Origin of the sequence: Delftia sp. GW456-R20 (assembly GCF_001622915.1) — a bacterium.
Lineage (GTDB): Bacteria > Pseudomonadota > Gammaproteobacteria > Burkholderiales > Burkholderiaceae_C > Comamonas > Comamonas acidovorans.
This window is the reverse complement of the sequence record NZ_LWCN01000004.1, coordinates 2,729,424-2,749,849: the sequence shown is the minus strand read 5'-3', so window position 1 is coordinate 2,749,849 and position 20,426 is coordinate 2,729,424. Positions and strand designations below refer to the sequence as shown.

Sequence of the window (20,426 nt, the reverse complement as noted above, 5' to 3'; positions counted from 1 at the left end):
GGTGCCGGGTGCAGGGGCGGCCGTGGACCCCGCATCCGGAGCCTTTCGCGGGGGATGCGGCGACAGTGGATAATCCGCGGCAATGTCTTCCACCAATCACGTCATGGAACCGATTGCCGGTGTCGAAGCCCCGATCAAGGGGCGGCTGGGCGAACGCCTGCTTTCCGCCGGCAAGCTGAACGAGCGCGATCTGCAAAACGCCCTGCAGGCGCAGCAGGAGCTGGGCGGCTACCTGGGCCAGGTGCTGGTCCAGCTGGGCGTGGTGGCGGAAGCCGACGTGGCCCAGGCGCTGTCCGAGCAGCTGCACATGCGCTGGCTGCGCGCGGAAGAGTTTCCCGACCTGCTGCCCGATGTGCCGGGCCTGCTGGCCAGCTTTCTGGATGCGCAGTGCGTCTGCCCCATTTCGCTGCAGGACGGCGTGCTCGAAGTGGCCATGTCCGTGCCGCAGGACCCCTTCATCACCAAGGCGCTGCGCCTGGCCACCGGGTTGCAGATCAAGCCCGTGCTGGCGCTGGAAGCCGACATCCGCAAGGCCCTGTCCGAAGCCGGCCAGGAACCCGAAGGCGAAGAAGGCCAGGACTGGGAGTCGGACGCCACGGGTGGCGACTTCGTCGAGCATCTGAAGGACCTGGCCAGCGAGGCGCCGGTCATCCGCCTGGTCACGGGCATCATTTCCCGCGCCATCGAGCTGCACGCCTCCGACATCCACCTGGAGCCCTTCGAGGCCGGCCTGCAGGTGCGCTACCGCATGGACGGCGTGATCCATGCGGCCGAACTCGTGCCGCCACGGCTGAGCGCGGCCGTGGGCTCGCGCGTCAAACTGCTGGCCCATCTGGACATTGCCGAGCGGCGACTGCCGCAGGACGGCCGAATCAAGACCCGCGCCAAGGGCCGCGAACTGGACCTGCGTGTCTCCACCGCACCCACGGTGCATGGCGAGAGCATCGTCATGCGGGTGCTGGACCGCGCCAACGTGCGCCTGCGCCTGGAAAGCATGGGCTTCGAGGTCGATACGCTGGAGCGCTTCAACACCTTGCTGGCCAAGCCGCACGGCATCGTGCTGGTCACGGGGCCCACGGGCTCGGGCAAGACCACCACGCTGTACGCGGCCCTGTCCAAGATCGACGCGGTTTCCAACAAGATCATCACCGTCGAGGACCCGGTCGAGTACCAGCTCGACGGCATCAACCAGATCCAGGTCCATCCGCAGATCGACCTCACCTTTGCCAACGCTCTGCGCTCCATCCTGCGCCAGGACCCGGACATCATCATGATCGGCGAAATGCGTGACGGAGAAACCGCACAGATCGCCGTGCAGTCCGCACTGACAGGTCACTTGGTGCTGTCCACGCTGCACACCAACACGGCCGCAGGCGCCGTCACCCGCATGCGCGACATGGGGGTGGAAAGCTACCTGATCACGTCCTCGGTCAACGGCGTGCTGGCCCAACGCCTGGTGCGCACGCTGTGCTCGCACTGCAAGCAGCCCGACACGCTGCCGGCCGCCGCCGTCGAGGGCAGCGGCCTCAAGCGTTTTTTGCGCGAAGGCTCGCCCATCTACCGCGCCGTCGGCTGCGAGCATTGCCGGGGCACGGGCTACAAGGGCCGTACCGGCATCCATGAACTCATGGTCATCGACGAGCCGCTGCGCCGCGCCATCATCGAAGGCCAGGACGCCAACGCCCTGCATGCCATGGCGGCCAAGAGCGGCATGCTGAGCCTCTACGACGACGGCCTGCGCAAGGTGGCCTCGGGCGCCACCACGCTGGACGAAGTGCTGCGCGTGACCCAGGACCAAAGCGATGCCTGATTACAGCTGGGAGGCCGTGGACAGCCGCGGTCAGATGGTCAAGGGCACCTATTCCGCCGCAGCCGTGGCCGAGGTGGTGGTGCACCTGCGCAAGAGCCGCCTGTCCCCCATCAAGGTCGAGGAAGCCGCAAGCCTGGGCAACGTGCCGCTGGCGGCGCGTGCGCTCAAGAAAGGCCGCATCAAGGCCGACGACATCCAGGGCATGACCACCGAGCTGGCCATCATGATGCGTGCCGGCCTGTCGCTGGACAACGCGCTCAAGGTCCTGGTCGAGATGAGCCACAAGGTGCAGATGCAGGCCATGCTCCAGTCCGTGCTCGACAGCGTCAAGGCCGGCATGCCGCTGAGCCAGGCACTGGGCAAGCACCACGACCTGTTCGGCGACTTCTATATCAACATGGTGCGATCGGGCGAAGCCAGCGGCCAGATGTCGGGCGTGCTCAACCGGCTGGTGGAACACATGGCGCGCCAGCGTGCCCTGCGCGACAGCGTGGTCTCGGCCACGATCTATCCGGCCATCCTGCTGGGTGTGGCCGTGCTGTCCCTGGTGGCCATGCTGGGCTTCGTGGTGCCGCAGTTCGAGCAGCTTTTCAACGACATGGGTGACGCGCTGCCCCTTCCCACGCAGTTCGTGATGGGGCTGGGCCATGCGTTTCGCAGCTACGGCTGGGCGGTGTTCATCGTGCTGGGCGCGCTGGGCTGGGTCTTAGCCCGCTGGGCCAAGAGCCCCAAGGGCCGCCAGACCTGGCAATCGTGGCTGCTGGGCCTGCCGGGCCTGGGTGGCGTAGTGCGCAAGTACCAGCTCACCCTATTCAGCCGCTCGCTTGGCACGCTGCTGGGCAACGGCGTCACGCTGCTGACCGCCCTGCGCATTGCCAGCGACACGGTCTCCAACGTCGCCATCCGCGAGCGCCTGGAAAAAATGGGTCCCATGGTCAAGGAGGGCCATCGCATGGCCCATGCCGCCCAGAAAACCGGAGAATTCGAGCCCCTGGCCCTGAATCTGGTGCGGGTCGGCGAGGAAACCGGCCGCCTGGGCGACATGATGCTGGAGCTGTCCAACATATTGAACCGCGAGGTCGAAAACGCGATCAAACGCCTCCTGACCATGTTGGAGCCGGCGCTGATCCTGGTCCTCGGTATCCTTATCGCCTCCATCATCGTGTCGATCCTGCTCGGAATCCTGTCCGTCAACGATCTGGCCGTCTGATGAATCTGAATTGACTGAAAGGTATGTAGAAGATGATGCGCATGCAAAAGCAACTGTCCTCCCGCGCCCGCAAGCGTGGCTTCACGCTGATCGAACTGCTGGTCGTGCTGGCCATCCTGACCCTGCTGGCAGGCCTGGTAGGCCCCAAGGTGCTGAACCAGTTGGGTGGAGCAAAGACCAAGACGGCCGGCGTGCAGATCGCCGACATCGAAAAGGCGCTGGAGCTGTACAAGCTCGACGTGGGCCGCTATCCCACCTCGCAGCAGGGCCTGGATGCGCTGGTCAAGCAGCCTGCCGGCGTTGCCGGCTGGGCGGGCCCCTACCTCAAGGGCGGCGTGCCCAATGATCCCTGGAACAACCCTTACCGCTACACCTACCCGGCTGCCAATGGCGACCTCGAGATCCTCTCGCTGGGTTCCGATGGCACACCCGGTGGCGACGGCGAGGCCTCCGATATCCGCAACACCAAGTAAGTTGCTGGTCTGACGCCGTAGTGCAACGCTGCCTCCGTGCCGGGAATATGTCTTGAAGCGCGCCCATGGTTTCACGCTGATCGAGTTGCTGGTGGTCTTCGGCATCCTTGCCGCGATCATCGGCATCGTGCCGCCCGCCATGGGCAAGCTGCGGGATGCCGTCGCCTACCGCCAGACCGTGCAGGACGTCACGGCCCTGCTGCGCAAGGCGCGGCAGCAGGCGACGCTGCAGGGCATGCCCGTGGCGTTTGCCGTCAACACCAATAGCCGCCAGTACGGCATTGCCGGGCAGGCGACTGCCAAATTGCCAGACACCCTGACAGTGCAATTGACCACGGCTGCTGGCACGGCCCTGGCCGATGGCAGCCAGACCATTGTGTTCCTGCCGGAAGGTGGCGCCACTGGGGGCAGCATCTCGCTGATTCGCGGCGAGGGCAGCGGTGTACGCCTTCGCGTGGACTGGCTGTCCGGCCTGGTCACCAAAGAGGGCTTGTGATGCGCCGCCGCACTGCAGCCCGCGGCTTCGCGGGAGGCATGACCCTGCTGGAGTTACTGGTGGCATTGACCATCATGGCCATCTCCGTCGCTCTGATATATCGCGCTGTCGGTGGATCAGCCCGGGGCGTGACGCAGTTGGAGCGTAACCAGGGCGCTGCCATGCTGGCAGAGTCGCTGATGGATGCTTTTTCCATGGTCGATCCAGGCGGAACCCAGGCCTCGGGGCAAGATGGGTTTTATACGTGGCAAGTTGCGTCAGCGCCTTTTCCTGTGGGTGATCTGCCAGAAACGGCCGTCCCGCTGCATGCCCTGCACATCACGATTGTTTCCGAGGGGCGCAGCTGGGTGTTCGAGACCCTTCGTCCGCAGCGGCCACTGCAACAAGGTGAGGTGTCGCGGTGACAAGACAGTTGCGACCTGCTCGGCCGTACCAGTCAGGCTTCACCCTGGTGGAGTTGCTGGTTGCGATGGTGCTGCTTTCCATGCTGACATTGGGGCTGGCCTCGGTGATGTCCACCGTGTCGCAGACTCAGGAGAGAGTCGATGTTCGACTGGACCGCATGGATCATCAGCGCGTGGCGATTGGGTTTTTGCGGTCCACTCTCGGACAGATATCGGCGGTGAGGCGCCAGGCTGGGATGCGCAAGCAGGGCGAGAGTGAGTTCTTTTTTCAAGGCGGCCCGCGTGGCATGCAATGGCTGGGCACCATGCCGGCGCGGTTCGGGATGGGGGGGCGCACGCATTTCAGGCTGGCGGTCGAGGGCGATGCTCTGACGCTTTACTTCGCACCGTGGAAGGGTGCGGATGTCGCGCCGGATTGGGGACAAGGCCAGTCCTATGTGATCGACCGTGGTGTCACGGCTTTTGCCCTGAGTTACCAGAATGCCAAGGCTGGCGTCTCTCAGTGGACTCACCAATGGGAAAATGAGAAGGAATTGCCGACTGCAGTGCAGATGCAGCTGCAGAGCGCTTCAGGCAGTTGGCCTTTGATTGCAGTGGAGTTTCATACACCTGCGGCAACAAATCGCTCTACCAGCGGCGGAGCCGTCTTTGGGGGCGGTCAGCGATGATGAAGCTGCGATGCGGGCCGATGGCTGCTTCAAAGAGGGGGATGGCGCTAGTTCTGGTGCTGTGGATAGTGGCCGCGCTCGCCATATTTGCTAACAGCCTTGGCGGCGTGGTTCGCAGGGAAGCGGCGATGGCCAGCGTGGTACGTGGCTCCGCCTATGGCCGAGGGGCTGGTGAAGCCGCCATTTTTCGGCTGCTGCAGAAAATGGCACTTCAGCCCTCGGATTTTGCGGAACGCAAGGTAGAGGCTGTTCCTTGGGCGGGGCAGATGATAGAGGTTGAAATCACCCCGTGGAGCGGCTTGATCAATATCAATGCTGCCTCCCAAAACCTGCTGGCGGTGGTGTTGTCGCGGATGGGGGTGCCGCAGTCCGAAGCTTTGGCACAGGCGTTGGTTGAGACACGCCAGTTGGTCAGAGCGGGTCCTGCAGGCGTGGCCTGGGAAGCTCCTGAAGATTTGCTCCAGGTGCCAGGGATAACCTATGGCATTTATGCACAAATACGGCCCCTGATCGTCGCAGATACAGGTGGCAGATCCGGCATCAATCTGAAGGCGGCTCCGGAGCCGCTGCTTAGGCTGCTTGAAGGAGCGGAGGACGGAGCGATTCGTGGAAATGTCACCAGTACGCGTTATCGGCTGACGGCCAGAGTGATCATCGAGGGGCAGGGTGCCGTGCTGGTCATCAGAGATGTGGATGTGTCCAGGACACGTCAGAATTCGTTGCCCTGGGTGGTGCTGTCGGCTTCCCAGGTGTGGGCTGGACGTATATGAAGTACTCAATCGGATGTGGCACTGAAATTGTGGGAGCCCTGCTCTGCTGCTGCCGGAAGGAAAGAAAGTGAAAGTAATAACATTGAATGGTTGTGGCGTCATATGACATTGATGACCTCTGATGCCAAACTGTTCGGCTTGGATTTGCGAGGGCTTTCGTCGGAGCTTCGTGAGGCATGGAGTGCACTCCAGCGTCTGCCGTTGCTCAGCCGGTTGCTTCCGGCGTCGATGGTGCAGGTCTGGGGGGGTGCCCAGGCTCCCGTCGTTGCAAGGGCGCAAGGCTCCAACATCAAATGGCTTGATGGCTCGACCGGTCTCTTGCAGCAAGCTCAGTACGCGGCAGTTTTGCTGGAGGACGATCAGGTCTTGCAGCGGGTTCTGAAGCTTCCGCAAATGAGTCCGTCTGCAATGAAAGGCGCCATTGAGTTGGATGTGCAGACCATGACGCCGTTCGCTTCGCCGGACACTCTATGGGCTTATGCGGTCCGGCCGGCGGCGCGGGGAGGTGGGCTGCTGCACGTTGAAGTGGTGCTTGCCTCGCGTGCTCAAGTCGAGCGAGTGCTGCGCCAGCGGGTATCGAGCTTGCCGGAGGGCGTCTATCCGGAGGTTTGGGCTCCCGCCAGTGAAAGGCCCGTCGTGTTGCCGGGATTCGGCGAAACATCGCGGTCGCGCAGCGAAGCAAAGCGAGGCGGCTGGCTCTTGTTGGGCTCGTTCGGAGTGCTTGTCATGGCCTTGGCTCTGGCAGTTACTCCCACTGCGCAGTTGAGGCTGCGAGCAGTCGATGCCAGCCAGCAATTCTCCCGGCTGACCAAATCTACATCCGAGGTCATGGCGCAGCGCCAAGCCTTGGCTGAAGGGGGTCAAGATCTGGGCAAATTGCAGGAGCGTGTGCAGCAGCAAATCAATCACCTGCAGGTGCTGGCCACCCTGACCAAGGTATTGCCCGACGACACAGCGGCTCAGCGCGTGGTGTTCAGAGGAAGCAAGCTTACCGTCCAGGGGTTGACCAACAATGCTTCTAACGTTGTGGCATTGCTGGCAAAGACCCCTGGCTTCCAGGAGGTGAGACTGCCAACTGCAGTGACGCGCGTCCCCGGCTCTGGCAAGGAGAGCTTTACGTTGGAAGCCAACATCGATCCGCAGGTATTGGGCATGCTTGCCAAGACGGAAGAGGACAAGCCGTCACCTGAAGGCGAGGCGGCTGCCAAGGAGGCTCAATGACAGCAGGTGCACAGAAGCTGACCTTGCGTCAGTGGGCACTTCTTGGGGGGATCGCCATCCTTCTGGTTGTTCCACTGTTACTTCTAGGAAGCTGGATATATGCCAAGCACCAATGGGCCCAGGAGCAACTGGACACCTTGGAGCCGCGCTACGCGCGGCTTGCCGGCATGCAGGGGCAGACGGAGGAAATTCAGGAAGCGCTGAGGAAAATTGAGTCCACCAAGGCTCTGCACATCTATCCGGCAGAACAGGACAGCACCCAAACTGGTAATGCAATTCAGCAAAGGCTGCGTACCGTCTTGGACAAGGCGGGACTTTCCGTAGTCAGTAGCCAGGTGCGTCCCGCATCGGAATCCAGCGAGACTGACCAAGGGCCTTATGAACGCATTTCCGTGTCGATGACGGCTGAAGGCGAATGGTCGGCCATCCAATTGGCCATCATGTCCTTGCCTGAAGTCACACCTACCGTGTGGCTGGATGATCTGCAACTGAATCTGCTGGGCAATCTAGAAAGCAATAACCTCAGAGTGCCGCCCAAGATCAGCGCACAGTTTGTTTTCAGCATTCTTCGGAGCAAGCCGTGAATCAGCGCATTCTTTGGACCGCAGGGCTGGCTTTGCCCGTAGCGTTGTTGGGGGGGGGGCTTGCCTGGATGTGGTTGACACCGCAGTTGCAACTCAAAAACACTGCTTGGGAGGCGCCGGGCCCGATCAAGGCAGATATTCAATCGCTTGTGCCTGCCGAGCAAGCTCTGTCTGACAAAAAGCCGCAGGGTGAGAGGCAGTTGCTGGAGATGCACGAACGGCCGTTGTTCGTGATGAACCGCAGGCCTCCTCCCCCTCCCCCGCCGCCAGAGCCAGAGAAAAAAGTCGAGGAAATCCCTGACGCCTGGGTGCAGGCGCGTGTCACAGGTATTTTCGAAGGGCCCGTCACAGGGATCATTGTCCATATCGATGGCAAGGAGCGACGACTCATGCTCAACCAGAGCTTTGCGGGCTGGAAGCTGCAAGGCATAGAGCAGCGCAGCATTCTTTTGGAGCGCGGTGGCCAGATACGTTCGTTGCAATTGGCGAAGGCTGTCCTCGATAAAGGTCCTAGCATTCCGGCAAGCATGCGCGTGCCTTCGTCCGGTGCGGCACCTTCGCCGGGCAGTAACTCCGGCGAGTCGGCGTCTGAACGCGCAGAAGGTGAAGCAGGCGCTACCCCAGCCCGGCCAGCACCGCGTGCGGTATTCGGTGGAACCTCGAGCCGTAAATGAAACAGTTTTTAAGAAAACCATGAAATTGCAAAACAGACATTTTCATACGGCGCTGTCGCTGGCGGTTTGCCAGCTTCTGGTGGCCTGTGCACAGCCCCAGCAAAACAACTATGTCAGCCATTTCGGCGCGGGTCAGCAATCCGAAGGCTATGTGTTCACCGACGATGAACAAAGTACGGGCAAGAAAGCCTCCGTAAAATCATCGACCCCCGAGCCGCGCATTCTCGAAGGAACAGGTAAGTTGCTGGCCGATGCCAAGCCGTCAAAGGCATTGAAAGATGCGCAGGTCAAGCTCAGCTTCGAGGACGCTCCCCTTGCACAGGTGGTGCGGACGGTGCTTGGCGACATCCTGTCCGTCGACTATGTGTTGCACCCTCCGATTTCTGGAACCGTGACTCTGAGCACGCAGCAGAATGTCTCGGGAGACAGCGCGTTGTATCTGCTGGAAGCCGCCTTGCAGGCCAACGGCATGGGCATAGCACGTGATGCCCGCGGCACCTACCACGTTGGCCGTCTTGACGCGCTCAAGGGTTTGGGTGCTCCAGTTCGTCAGGCGTCGCCCACTCAGCCATTGGCTCCAGGATACGGAGCCATTGTCGTGCCGCTGAACTATATAGGCGCCAATGAAATGGCGGCCATCTTGCGTCCCATGGTGCCGGGTGATGCCATTCTCCGTGTTGACAATGTACGCAACATGCTGGTGATGGCTGGATCCCGTGCACAGGCGGAGGGTTGGCTGGAGATGGTTCGTACTTTCGACGTGAATGTTCTGGAAGGCATGTCGGTGGGCGTTTTCCCTCTTAAATATGTCTCTATCCAGGAAGTCAGTGCCGCTTTGCAAATGATGAGCGGAGGCGGTGCCCCCGGCGCTGCGGCACCGGGGGCGGGTGTGGCACCTGCTGTAACTACGGCAAGGCCAGGGGTGGGGGCGGCTGCAGCGCCTGGAGCTTCCATGGCGGCTCTTGGCGAAAGCAATCCACTATTCGGCGCCTTGCGCATCATTCCTATCGAGCGGCTCAACAGCATTCTGGTCATCACGCCTCGCGCTTCCTATCTGGAGGAGGCGCGCCGTTGGATTGCCAAGCTCGACCAGGCTGGCACTGGAGGCGCGCAGCCGCAGCTCAATATATACAAGGTGCAAAACGGCAATGCTCGACACCTGGCAAGTGTTCTGTCCGGTATTTTTGGCGGGTCCGCCGGAGGCATGCCTACCAACAGCGGTGTGGCGCCAGGACTGGGTACCTCCACGACGAGCATGGGTGGGGGCAGTTTCGGCAACGGCGGCTTGGGCAACAGCAGCTTTGGCGGCGGTGGTTTTGGCGGTGGTGGTTTCGGTGGCGGCAGTTTGAGCAATGGCGGTTTTGGTGGGGGCAGTTTTGGCGGTGGCGGATTTGGCGGTGGCGGATTCGGTGGGGCGCGCAGCTTTGGGCAGACCGGGAGCACAGGCCAGTTGGGAGGACTGACTGGCACCAGCACTGCGGCCACCAGCCTGGGCAGCGTTCGCGTCATGGCGGATGAGCTCAACAACTCTGTGCTGGTTTGGGGCACACCTGCAGAGTACGAGCGTATAGAGTCCGCGCTCAAGAAGCTGGACCTGCCTCCAACGCAAGTGCTGATCGAGGCGAGCATCGTGGAGGTGACGCTGAACGACACATTGCGCTACGGTTTGCAATGGGCCTTCAGTGGTGATGTCGGCAATAAGGGTTATAGCGGCACGGGGAGTGTTCTGGGCTCCTCGGACACTCCAGGTTCATCCGGATTTGCAGATACTGGCGGACTGGCGGCAACTCTTGGCTCGGGTTTCAACTACACGGTCAAGAACTCGCTGGGCAACATCAAGGCCGTGCTCACGGCCCTCTCGGGTAAGACCAATGTCAAGGTGGTGGCCAGCCCCACGGTGATGGTGCTGGACAACCATACGGCGGGCATCATGGTGGGCACGCAGCAGCCCTATTCGGCGGGGTCCACCACATCGACCACTACGGGCACCACCACAAATATCCAGTACAAGGATACTGGAGTCATGTTGCAGGTCACTCCATCTGTCAATTCCGGCAACATCGTCACCATGAATGTTGACCAGACCGTCTCGGCACTGGGCGGAACTGTGACAGTAGGGACTTCCACCAGCAATCCCACCTTTTCCCAGCGACAGATCTCCAGCAGGGTGGCTGTGCGCTCCGGAGAGTCCATCGTCATGGGTGGTCTCATCCAGGAAAGGTCTACCAACGGTCGCAGTGGGATCCCGATCCTGCATGACCTTCCTGTTGTTGGTAACCTGTTCGGACAGACATCGAACGTAGGGGATCGCACGGAGTTGCTCATCGTCATCACGCCAAGAGTTGTACGCACGGACATTGATGTGCGGGTGGTCAGCGACGACCTGCGGGAACAAATGCGTTCATTGACTCCTTTGTTGAAGTCGTACAACACAACTCCTGCGGCCGACGAAGCCGGGGTCGGCGGGGCTTCGGTGGAAGTGGGGCCCTTATCGCAGGAACGGCGCTAGGCGTTCAGTTTTCCGGAACATTCCTCTTCTGAGGTGTTCCAAGTTCTTTCTTTGAATCAAGATGCATATGAACAAGTTGACGAAGATCTCTGTGACAACACGCAAGCGCTGGCAGCAATGTGGAGCTGGCCTTGCTGCTGCCATGGTCCTGGCTGGTTGCTCCACGTTGGGGGGCAATCAAGGTCCGGAAGGGCAAGTGACCCAGCGCTCCAACGAATTTTGGAAAGTCCGTATGGCGGGAGAAGTCGGCAAGGCCTATGCATTCACGACGCCGGGCTACCGAGCCGTCAACAGCCAGGAAAAGTACCGTCTCAACTATGGCGCCGTACCAATCCTCAAGGGCGGGGACATCGCCTCAATCAAGTGTGAAGAACTGCGTTGCGAAGTGCGCAAGAGCTTCACAACCTCGAGTCCCATGATGGGCGACACTGAGATCCCGATCGCGATCAGCGAAGTGTGGGTCAAGGAAGATGGCCAGTGGTGGCTCTTCATGGAGTGAGCATCTGCTGGAGGGGGTCAAGTTGATGGTCGTCGGCCAGAGGGCAAGAAACCTCGGCTAGGCGGCTCCAGAATCGGAGGGGGTAGGCGGGCGTGCCAATGTTTGCAATAATCCGCCGTCCCCGCTCCGGTGCTCGCTAGGGAAGTGTTGTTTTTTTTCAAAACAAGGCTTGGGCGCCTCCGAAAAGCGGTATGGGGGCATGACCGGCTGTGCTACGATTCCCTGGCGATCAATCGTGGTGGTTGCAACTACCTTATCTTTTTACTGGAGATAGTTCTTATGAAGAAAAATGTTCTGGCCCTGAGCATTGCTGCCATGGTTGGTGGCCTGGGCTTCGCTGGCGCTGCGTCCGCACAATCGTTCCAAGTGAACGAAAGCGGCACGGGCCACATCCTGGTGGTGCCCTACTACACCGCCCAGAACGGCAACATGTCCGTGTTCCACCTGACCAACACCGATACCAAGAATGGTAAGGCTGTGAAGGTGCGTTTCCGCGGCGCTTCCAACTCTGACGACGTGCTTGACTTCCAAGTCTTCATGTCGCCTGGTGACGTCTGGACCGCAGCCGTGACGGCTGACGCTGACGGCCTGGCCCAGCTGGTGACTGCAGACAACACCTGCACGCTGCCCGCTATCGGCAAGAATGCGCCCGTCAAGTTCGTGACGGACCGTCTGGCCAAGAAGAACTGGACCGATGCAGACAAGGCTCAGCAAACCCGTGAAGGCTATGTTGAAATCCTCAACATGGCTGACATCAAGCGTGACACCACCATTGATGCGGATCAGTCGCTGTACGTTGCTACCAAGCACGTGAACGGCGTTGCACCTTGCACCTCCGCTGTTCTGGACGCAACTCTGAGCCTGAGCGGTGGTCAAAGCACGACCGAACTGGTGGCGCCTACGGGTCAGCTGACCGGCCAGTGGTACGCCATCAACGTGGCACAATCCACGACCTTCTCGGGTGCTACTCCCGCGATTGTGGCTAACGGTACTCCTGTGAACGTCTTCTCTCCCCAGAAGACTGGTACTGCCGACCTGAAGACTGCCGACCCGCTGATGCAAGGTACTTCGCCTGCCATCGAGCCCCAGCACTACGACGTGCCTGACCTGTCGACGCCCTACTTCACGGCTGCTGCCACTGCTACGCCTGCTGACGCTGCTGCACAAGCCAAGGCTCTGACGGACGCCATCGGTCGCCTGTCGGTGATCAACCAGTACGCAACGGCTCCCGCGATCTCCGCGAAGACCGACTGGGTGTTCTCGATGCCTACTCGCCGCTACTCCGTGGCTGCCAACTACGCTGCAGGTTCGTCCACAGCTCCCTCGAACAGCGCCGCATGGAATGCTGCTACTAACGCAGCGCTGACCACTGGTGCTACGGCTGCTGGCTCCTATCGCTACTTCAACCAACTGGTGACTGGCAACGTCTTCACTGACAATGTTACTAACACCTCGGTGAACAGCGCTGGTCAGATCTGCGTGCAAGCCAAGAGCCAGACGTTCTACGATCGCGAAGAAATGTTCAAGGAAGACGGCGCCATCTTCTCGCCCGGCACCCAGTCCAAGACTGAACTGTGCGGTGAAGTCAGCGTTCTGTCTTTCGCAGCAGCTGCTGACAAGTCTGCTCTGGGCGCAGAAGTTGCTCGTCAGAACGTGAATGCTCCTTACACCAATGGTTGGGGCGTTGTGAACTTCAAGGCTGCAACCCCTGTTCTGGGTGCTGCGTTCCTGAAGCTGACCAACCCTCAAGCAGCTGCTGGTACGGTCGGTACCTACGGCATCACATGGCCCCACGCTTACGGCCGTGCTGCTCAGTAATAGGGCACTTTCACACGCGAGTGTGATCTAAGGAAGGCGGGAGGAAACTCCCGCCTTTTTTGCTTTTATCTACGACTAAGGACTTATGAAGGTTTCCATTCGACGTTTTGGCGCCATTCCTCTGGCGTTGGTCGCCTCCATGGCGGTACAGGGTGTGCATTCTGCCGAATTGGCGGATGCCGGAGGCAAGTCTGCTCAGGTGCTGGCAAAAGGCAATGGCATCACCATCACACTCCAGGATCTAGAGGTCGAGGCGCAGCGCATTCCGCCGGAAGTGCGTCCTATGATCCTGTCGCGAGTCGATAACGTAAAGCGGATGGCGTCCGATCTTTATATTTTTCGCAGCATGGCGCAGATGGCGCAGCAGCAGGGTTGGGATCGCAAGCCTGAGGTCGTTGCTGCCTTGCAGGCTGCGCGTGACAAGGTTCTGAGCGATGCTTGGCTTGATGAGCTTGATGCCAAGAACATGCCTAGCATTGAGGCGGCGCAAAAGCAGGCGCGCAGTGTCTATCTAGCCCAGCCACAGCGCTTTCAGACCGACGAGCAGGTGCGGGCGAGGCACATCTTGATCGCCGGCAAAGGCGCGGAGGCCCGTGCACAGGCTGAGCAGATACTTGAAGAACTGAAAAAAGGCGCCGATTTTTCGAGCCTTGCGAAGGAGCGTTCGGCCGACAAGGGTAGTGCTGCGCGTGGTGGAGATCTTGGCTTTTTCAGCCACGGTCGCATGGTTCCCGAGTTCGACAAGGCGGCGTTCGCCCTGCAAAAAACCGGTGACCTGAGCGGTGTGGTGGAGTCACAGTTTGGCTTGCACATCATTCGCCTGGAAGAGCGCCGTCCACCAGGTGTCAAGCCCTTTGAAGAAGTGCGTGACGAACTGGTCAAGGAGATACGTGCTTCGGCCGCCAAGGACGCCCGTGTCTCTGCTGCGGACAAGATTCGACAAGATGTCGTGGTCGATGAGGGCGCCGCAGAGGCTTTTGCAGCCAAGAACTCTCCCAAACCTTGATGCTTGAGCTGGGTGACACCCTGTCACCCCCTGTCGGAAATGCTTCTGCCGGCTTACTTGGCGCTGTCTGTGCGCTTTGTTGCATGCCTTTGCAAGCTTTAGGCTTGCTGGGTGGTTCCAAGTCCGGGATGTGCGCCAAAATACGAGGTTTGTAGTAGAACCAAGTGCTGTCATGCGCGAGATATACCCGCGCATGACAGCACTTGTCGCATAGCAACGCATGTACTCTTTACTCGGCGAATGCCGCGCGCTGTGGCAGGCCCGCAGCCTGCTGTGGGTGATGACCCGGCGCGAGGTGGCGGCTCGCCACGCAGGCACGGCCGCTGGCGTGCTCTGGCCCTATCTGCAGCCGCTGCTCACGGTGGCTGCCTACTATCTTGTCTTCGACGTGGTGTTCTCCATGCGCCTGGGGGACAACGCGCCCACGCATGCGGTGGGTGCGTTCCTGGTCGTGGGCGCCCTGCCCTGGATGGCGTTCTGTGATGCCACGTCGCGCGGCATGAACAGTCTTGTCGAGGCGGGCGGCATCCTGCAGAAGAACCCTTTGCCGCCTGTGCTGTTCCCCCTGCGAGCCGTCTTGGCCAGCAGCGTGATCTTCGGGCCGTTGCTCGTGCTGGTGGCTCTGGCCTATCTGCCGCAGCATGGATTGAACGCATCGATGCTGGCCTTGTTACCGCTGCTGCTGGGGCAGTTGCTGCTGTGTGCGTTGCTGGCCTATGCACTGGCCATCCTGACGGCGGCGCTGCGTGACGTAGGCCAGCTGGTGACCTTCCTTTTGTCGGTGGGGATTTATCTGTCGCCCATTCTGTTTCCCTTGGCCTTGTTCCCCGAGCGGTGGCGCTGGGTGCTCTGGGCCAACCCCATGACGGCGCTGGTGCTGGGTTACCAGAACGTGTTGCTTCAGGGGCTGTGGCCCCAGATCTCCGTGTGGGTGGCGCTTGCCGCATGGCTATTGGTGCTGGCCGTACTGCTCAACGGCCTGGTGCGGCGCAGCCGCGATCAATTGGTGGACTGGCTATGAACGCCAAGCATGTCGAGCTGCCCGAAGATCTGGTCCTGCGCGTGCGTGACCTGGGCAAGGAATACAAGCTTTACCCGTCGCCGCGTGCACGGTTCAAGGCGCTGCTGACGGGCGCTGCCACGCACCGCAGCCATTGGGCGCTGCGTGATGTGTCGTTCGAGCTGCATCGTGGCCAGTGCATTGGCGTGATCGGCGATAACGGTGCGGGCAAGAGCTCGCTGCTGAAGCTGCTGGCAGGCACCTTGCAGCCCAGTTGCGGAACGATCGAGCGGGTGGGCCGGGTGACGGCCATCCTTGAGTTGGGCGCGGGCTTCCATCCTGATTTCAGCGGCCGGGACAATCTGTATTTCGGCGGTAGCCTGATCGGCATCAGTCCCGAACGCATGCGCGAGCTGGAGCCTGAGATTGCTGCCTTTGCAGAGCTGGGCGAGGCGATGGAGCGCCCGGTCAAGACCTATTCGTCAGGTATGATCGTTCGGTTGGCGTTTGCGTTGGTGACGGCGGTGCAGCCGGATGTGCTGATCATCGACGAGGCTCTTGCTGTGGGCGACCAGCATTTCCAGAAGAAGTGCATAGAGCGCATCATGGCGTTCCGCAACAGCGGCTGCACCATCCTGTTCTGCTCCCACAGTCCGTATCACATTCGCCATCTCTGTGATGCTGCGCTGTGGCTGCGCGGTGGACAGGTGGCACAGTTCGGCGATACCGAGCCGGTGCTGGCCGCCTACGATCTGCATACCCGCGAACGCCAGGAGCGTGAGCAGCTGGCACTGGAGGGCGCGGTTGCGCCGCAGGTGCCGGGCCATGAGGAGGAAAAGGCATGCGAGGCCGCGGCGTCTCCTGCAAGCCCTGTGGCTGCGGTGGACAGCGGCACGGCCTGCATCCTGTCGGTGGATGTGAAGGACCTTGCGGAGCCTGTGGGCGATCAACCTGGACTGCTGCAGAGCCAGGATCTGGTGGTTACCATCACGGCGCGAGGACGTGGCAATGAGCGGCCGCACATCGGGTTCATGATCGAACAGTCCAAGGGCGTGGGAATCACCTCGCTGGCCACTCATGAGGACAATGCGTTCCCGCGTCAACTGCCAGATGGAAGCTGGCAGACGGTGCTGACCTTTCCCGAGCTGCCTTTGCACAGCGGGGACTATGTGATCAGTGCCTTCCTGTTCGATGAGACGGGGCTGGCTGTCTACGATGAATGGTTTCAGTTTCTGCACCTTCGCTTCATCTTTCCGAAGCCACTGCCGGGGCTGGTGCGCCTGCCCCATCACTGGAGTTGATGCATGGCGCAGGCACAGAACGGATTGCCGCGGGCGGCGGTGGCAGAGGGCGCTGCGAATGGGGGCACCAAAAGCGGTGTGGATCCGCGTCTGAGCTTGCTCAAGGTGCTGGCATCCTTCGCCGTGATCATGGTGCACACGGCGGCTCTGCGGGTCTCCCATGTGGATGCGCACAGCCTGGGCTGGTGGGTGGCCAATGTGGGCGATGCGGCAGGGCGTTTTGGTAGTTCGATGTTCGTGATGGTCGGGGGCGCCGTATTGCTGGCGCGTCCCGCCGAGCGTGATCCCTGGGGGTTTGTGGGCCAGCGACTGTCCCGCTTGCTGCCCGCGCTGCTGTTCTGGTCGGTGTTCTATTTCACCTGGCGTGAATGGATGTGGGGTGGCATTACTTGGCCCGGTATCGTGCAGGATGTCGTGCTGGGCAGCCCCTGGTACCACCTGTGGTTCATGTACATGATGCTGGGCCTGTATCTGATGATGCCGGCCATGCGTTACGCAGTCCTGGGCGTGGGTGAGGGGCCAGGCTGGAGCCACCTTTTGATGGTGGCGGCAGGAATGACCTGGTTTGCCTCCATCGCTCAGACGCTGCAAAAGACATCACATGCCAGTTTCATCGGTCTGGCACCCTTGTTTGTGGTCTATTTCCTGGGTGGCTACTATCTGCTGCGGCGTCCGGTGCGCGTTGCCACTTGGCAGCTTGTGGCCGGTGTAGTGCTGGCCATTGCGGGCATGGCGGTTGGCGTGGCGGTGGCCTATCCGGTGCTCAAGGATTGGGCCTTCGTGCTTTTCTACAGCAACCGCAGCCCCTTTGCGATGCTGCTGACTTTCTCGGTGTTTTTGCTGGCATTGCGCCTGCCGCCTCAAGCCGTGCCCGCCTGGGTCAACCACCTGGGCAAGGCGACCCTGGGCATCTATGCCATCCACCCATTCTGGATCGACATGCTGGCGCGCTGGGGCTATGGCCTGCCGCAGGCAGGCGGATACTGGCCAGTGCTGACGCTGGTGGTGTTTGCCTTGTCTGCCCTGACCTCGCTGACTCTTTTTTCGATTCCCGGGCTGAGGCGCCTGGTGAGCTGAGGCCGGCGGCAAAGCCGATCTCGCGCAATTCTTGAGATACCGATGAATACAACGAATTCTTCCCCCGCGATAACCAGTGAAGGACAGCGCCTGTTGCTCGAGGCGCAGCAATTGTTGGTGCAAGGAGAGTTGGCTGGAGCAGCGCAGGTCCTGGTGCGGGCCCGCAGCGAGCGCGATACGCTGCTTCAGGCGCATGAACTGATCGAGGCCCATGGCCTTGTGGGCTCGTTCTCCAACATCATGGGGCTGGAGTGCCGGATTTCGCCCCAGGATGATATTTTCGGATTTTTCTGCGGCCACCCCTCCAGCCTGAATCCCCTGCGCGACTACTTCGCCGACGGTTGGCGCACGCTGTCGGAACTGATGCTGCTGCTGGAGGCTGTGGACAAGCCTTTGCTGCGCACGGCCAGCGTCCTGGAGTTCGCGAGTGGTCACGGCCGCTTTACGCGGCACTTGGTCAAGGCGCTGGGGGCGGAACGGGTCACGGTCTCGGACATCGTGGTCGATGCTGTGGATTTTTCGCAGCAGACCTTCGGCGTGAAGGGCTTTGCGTCGGCCAGCGTGCCGGAGCAGGTACGCTGGCCGCAGCAGTACGAACTGGTGTTCGTGCTCTCGCTGTTCAGCCATCTGCCGCGCTCGACCTGGACGCGCTGGCTGCAGGTGTTGCGCGATGCGGTGGCTCCTGGCGGGTTGCTGGTTTTCAGCACGCACGGCATGAAGGCCGCAGATTTCGACAGCGTGAAGCTGGATGACGAGGGATTTTTCTTTGCCCCGTCCAGCGAGTCGAATGCCATTGATGCCAATGAGTATGGAACGGCGTTCACTTCCGAGCAATTCGTCTTGGACCGCATTGCCGAAACCTGGGGGGGCGATGCCCTGCGCCATCGATCACTTGTGCATTTCTGGAACCACCAGGATGCCTATGTGCTTCAGCGGCTGTGAGCGTGTTGACAGGGTTATAGACAGAACAGAGAGGACGATTGCATGAGTTGGATGCTGCGTTTGCAGGAACGGCTGTTGGGCCTGGCGCCATGGGACGCAGGCAAGATCACCGATGAGTGGTTTCGTGCGCATTTCAACTATGCAGCGGATCTGGCCCATGACTGGCTGGGACAGTCATTGGATTTGTCCAAGGCCAGGTTGCTGAATTTCGGTTGCGGCGATGGCATCACCGATCTGGCTTTGGTGCTGCGCCATGGCGCAACCTCCATCCATGGCATCGATATCCGCCAGGAGTACGCCAAGCTTCCGCGCATTGCACGCGAGCAGTTGGGCATGTCGCGTATTCCCGCTGCGCTGAGCTTCGAGACCATCGAACCGAATTCGCCATTGGCCGGCCGGCATGCGAACTATGACGGATTGCTCAGCTGGTCTACCTTCGAGCATGTGCAGCGCGACAAGGTGCTGCCGATCCTGTCCGACCTGCATGCCTGCCTGCGCCCGGGAGGCGTGTTCTTCCTGCAGATCGAGCCCTTGTTTCATTCTCCCTGGGGCTCGCACCTGCGCCGCTACGACGATGTGCCCTGGCACCACTTGCTGGCGTCGGAGGAGGAACTGTGGAGCATCATCGAAAAGCATGAAGGTCCGCTGGACGCCGCCGAGGTGGACTTCGGCTTTGCCGATTTCGGTGTCGATGGCTACAAGCGCTTTGTCTTCAAGGAGTACCAGGCGCTGAACCGGTTGACGGCAGACGAGCTCGTAGATATCGCTCGTCAGGCCGGCTTTGAGGTGTTGCGCGAGGAGCGGCGCCAGGTGGACATGGCCATTCCCGAGACGCTGGTGGGGCGCTACCCCGAGGAGTGGCTGCGCAACAACGAGATTTTGCTGCTGTTGGGCAAGACCTGACGAAGCCATGCAGGAGCCGGCCCCCACGATCTCTTCACCCGTGCGGCCTGCATATTCCAATGGCTTTGATGCACTGCGTATGGCCGCTGCATCTGCAGTCATTTACAGCCATCATTTCCATATCACGGGCACCAGACCGCCATCGTGGCTGCATGCGGACATGGTGGGCGGCGTGGCAGTGATGACTTTCTTCACGATCAGCGGCTTTCTTGTCACGCTGAGCTGGCTGCATGATCCTCGGGCGGCGGCCTTCATGGCCAAGCGTCTGTTGCGGTTGTGGCCGGGCATGCTGGTGGCTGTTGTGGCTGGCGTGCTGCTTTTCGGCCCGGCATTTACTTCATTGCCGCTGAAGGAGTTCTGGCTTCATCCGCAGACCCTGGATCACTGGCGCAATCTGCTGCTGATCAAGGACTACGCCTTCATGCCGGGCGTGTTTTCTTCCAATCCGCTGCCAGGGCTGATGAACGGCCCTTTGTGGACCATCCCCATCGAGCTGATGTGCTACGTGGTGCTTGCTGCACTGGGCATATTGGGCGTGCTGCGGTCCAGGCTTCTTGCCAGCCTGGCCGCAGCCGGATATCTGGTCTTTTTCCTGACACAGCGCAATGCCGATTTGGCTGGAACCATGTTTCATTGGTTCGAGTATCCGGCCTATTTCGCCTATGGCTCGCTGATCGCGCTATTGCAGCCTGCCTTTGCTGCCCATGGTCGAAACTTGCTGTTGATCCTGGCACCTGTGGCTGCGGTGCTTTTCTTTGGCTTGACGCTGGAGCACTCTGCCGGCCTGCTGCTGCTGCCGCCGCTGCTCATCTATTTGGGTTCCATGCGTTCTAGGGTGTTTTCCGGGTTGCATCGACTCGGAGATCCTTCTTATGGTGTCTACGTGCTGGGTTGTCCCATCCAGCAGGCAGTTCAGGCACTGTGGCCTCAGCTGCCATTCCACTCCAGTCTGGCGCTTGCATGGCTGCTTGCGCTGGCTGCTGGTTATGCCTCCTGGCACTTGGTCGAGTCGCCGATGCTGCGGCTCAAACACTTGGTGTTCCGCACCTAGAAGGGAGTGT

General features: G+C 60.8%; 20 protein-coding genes. All 20 read left to right on the top strand.

Annotated elements, in window-relative coordinates; all coding sequences use genetic code 11:
• Window positions 1-103: 103 nt before the first annotated feature.
• A complete protein-coding gene (gene gspE / locus A4F85_RS17580; RefSeq protein ID WP_043819858.1) occupies window positions 104-1,810 on the top strand; it encodes a type II secretion system ATPase GspE in 1,707 nt (568 codons plus the stop codon).
• On the top strand, window positions 1,803-3,020 hold the full coding sequence (locus A4F85_RS17575) for a type II secretion system F family protein (protein ID WP_063327300.1): 1,218 nt from the start codon (window positions 1,803-1,805) through the stop codon (window positions 3,018-3,020). Before gspE ends, A4F85_RS17575 begins: the two co-directional genes overlap by 8 nt.
• A gap of 32 nt (window positions 3,021-3,052) precedes the next feature.
• Window positions 3,053-3,493, top strand: coding sequence for a type II secretion system major pseudopilin GspG (gene gspG, locus A4F85_RS17570; RefSeq protein ID WP_043819862.1), 441 nt, complete (start codon window positions 3,053-3,055; stop codon window positions 3,491-3,493).
• A 52-nt stretch (window positions 3,494-3,545) separates the two neighbouring features.
• Window positions 3,546-3,989, top strand: a complete 444-nt coding sequence (locus tag A4F85_RS17565) for a GspH/FimT family pseudopilin (protein WP_034390271.1) — start codon at window positions 3,546-3,548, stop codon at window positions 3,987-3,989.
• Window positions 3,989-4,393: a type II secretion system protein gene (locus tag A4F85_RS17560; protein ID WP_063327299.1), complete on the top strand. Its 405-nt coding sequence runs from the start codon at window positions 3,989-3,991 to the stop codon at window positions 4,391-4,393. The genes A4F85_RS17565 and A4F85_RS17560 overlap by 1 nt, the downstream gene beginning before the upstream one ends.
• A complete protein-coding gene (locus A4F85_RS17555; RefSeq protein WP_063327298.1) occupies window positions 4,390-5,061 on the top strand; it encodes a prepilin-type N-terminal cleavage/methylation domain-containing protein in 672 nt (223 codons plus the stop codon). The genes A4F85_RS17560 and A4F85_RS17555 overlap by 4 nt, the downstream gene beginning before the upstream one ends.
• On the top strand, window positions 5,058-5,831 hold the full coding sequence (locus tag A4F85_RS17550) for a type II secretion system protein GspK (RefSeq protein WP_063327297.1): 774 nt from the start codon (window positions 5,058-5,060) through the stop codon (window positions 5,829-5,831). The genes A4F85_RS17555 and A4F85_RS17550 overlap by 4 nt, the downstream gene beginning before the upstream one ends.
• A 102-nt stretch (window positions 5,832-5,933) precedes the next feature.
• Window positions 5,934-7,052 carry a PilN domain-containing protein gene (locus tag A4F85_RS17545; RefSeq protein ID WP_063327296.1) on the top strand — a complete coding sequence of 373 codons (1,119 nt, stop codon included), beginning with the start codon at window positions 5,934-5,936 and terminating at the stop codon, window positions 7,050-7,052.
• Entirely contained in the window at window positions 7,049-7,636 is a 588-nt protein-coding gene (gene gspM, locus A4F85_RS17540) for a type II secretion system protein GspM (protein ID WP_063327295.1), read from the top strand. The genes A4F85_RS17545 and gspM overlap by 4 nt, the downstream gene beginning before the upstream one ends.
• On the top strand, window positions 7,633-8,310 hold the full coding sequence (locus A4F85_RS29785) for a hypothetical protein (protein ID WP_156517035.1): 678 nt from the start codon (window positions 7,633-7,635) through the stop codon (window positions 8,308-8,310). The genes gspM and A4F85_RS29785 overlap by 4 nt, the downstream gene beginning before the upstream one ends.
• A 19-nt stretch (window positions 8,311-8,329) precedes the next feature.
• Window positions 8,330-10,819, top strand: coding sequence for a type II secretion system secretin GspD (gene gspD, locus A4F85_RS17535; protein WP_063327294.1), 2,490 nt, complete (start codon window positions 8,330-8,332; stop codon window positions 10,817-10,819).
• A 67-nt stretch (window positions 10,820-10,886) separates the two neighbouring features.
• A complete protein-coding gene (locus A4F85_RS17530) occupies window positions 10,887-11,318 on the top strand; it encodes a hypothetical protein (RefSeq protein ID WP_063328015.1) in 432 nt (143 codons plus the stop codon).
• A 279-nt stretch (window positions 11,319-11,597) separates the two neighbouring features.
• Entirely contained in the window at window positions 11,598-13,136 is a 1,539-nt protein-coding gene (locus A4F85_RS17525; RefSeq protein WP_063327293.1) for a hypothetical protein, read from the top strand.
• 85 nt (window positions 13,137-13,221) lie between these two features.
• Complete coding sequence (locus tag A4F85_RS17520) at window positions 13,222-14,142, top strand: peptidylprolyl isomerase (RefSeq protein WP_082848229.1); 921 nt, start codon at window positions 13,222-13,224, stop codon at window positions 14,140-14,142.
• Window positions 14,143-14,362: 220 nt separating this feature from the next.
• Window positions 14,363-15,163, top strand: a complete 801-nt coding sequence (locus A4F85_RS17515; protein WP_063327292.1) for an ABC transporter permease — start codon at window positions 14,363-14,365, stop codon at window positions 15,161-15,163.
• On the top strand, window positions 15,160-16,443 hold the full coding sequence (locus A4F85_RS17510) for an ABC transporter ATP-binding protein (RefSeq protein ID WP_063327291.1): 1,284 nt from the start codon (window positions 15,160-15,162) through the stop codon (window positions 16,441-16,443). The genes A4F85_RS17515 and A4F85_RS17510 overlap by 4 nt, the downstream gene beginning before the upstream one ends.
• A 3-nt stretch (window positions 16,444-16,446) precedes the next feature.
• Complete coding sequence (locus A4F85_RS17505; RefSeq protein WP_063327290.1) at window positions 16,447-17,520, top strand: acyltransferase; 1,074 nt, start codon at window positions 16,447-16,449, stop codon at window positions 17,518-17,520.
• Window positions 17,521-17,562: 42 nt separating this feature from the next.
• Entirely contained in the window at window positions 17,563-18,462 is a 900-nt protein-coding gene (locus A4F85_RS17500) for a class I SAM-dependent methyltransferase (RefSeq protein ID WP_063327289.1), read from the top strand.
• A gap of 42 nt (window positions 18,463-18,504) precedes the next feature.
• Window positions 18,505-19,365, top strand: a complete 861-nt coding sequence (locus A4F85_RS17495) for an SAM-dependent methyltransferase (protein WP_063327288.1) — start codon at window positions 18,505-18,507, stop codon at window positions 19,363-19,365.
• Window positions 19,366-19,372: 7 nt separating this feature from the next.
• On the top strand, window positions 19,373-20,416 hold the full coding sequence (locus A4F85_RS17490; RefSeq protein WP_231890572.1) for an acyltransferase family protein: 1,044 nt from the start codon (window positions 19,373-19,375) through the stop codon (window positions 20,414-20,416).
• Window positions 20,417-20,426: the final 10 nt, after the last annotated feature.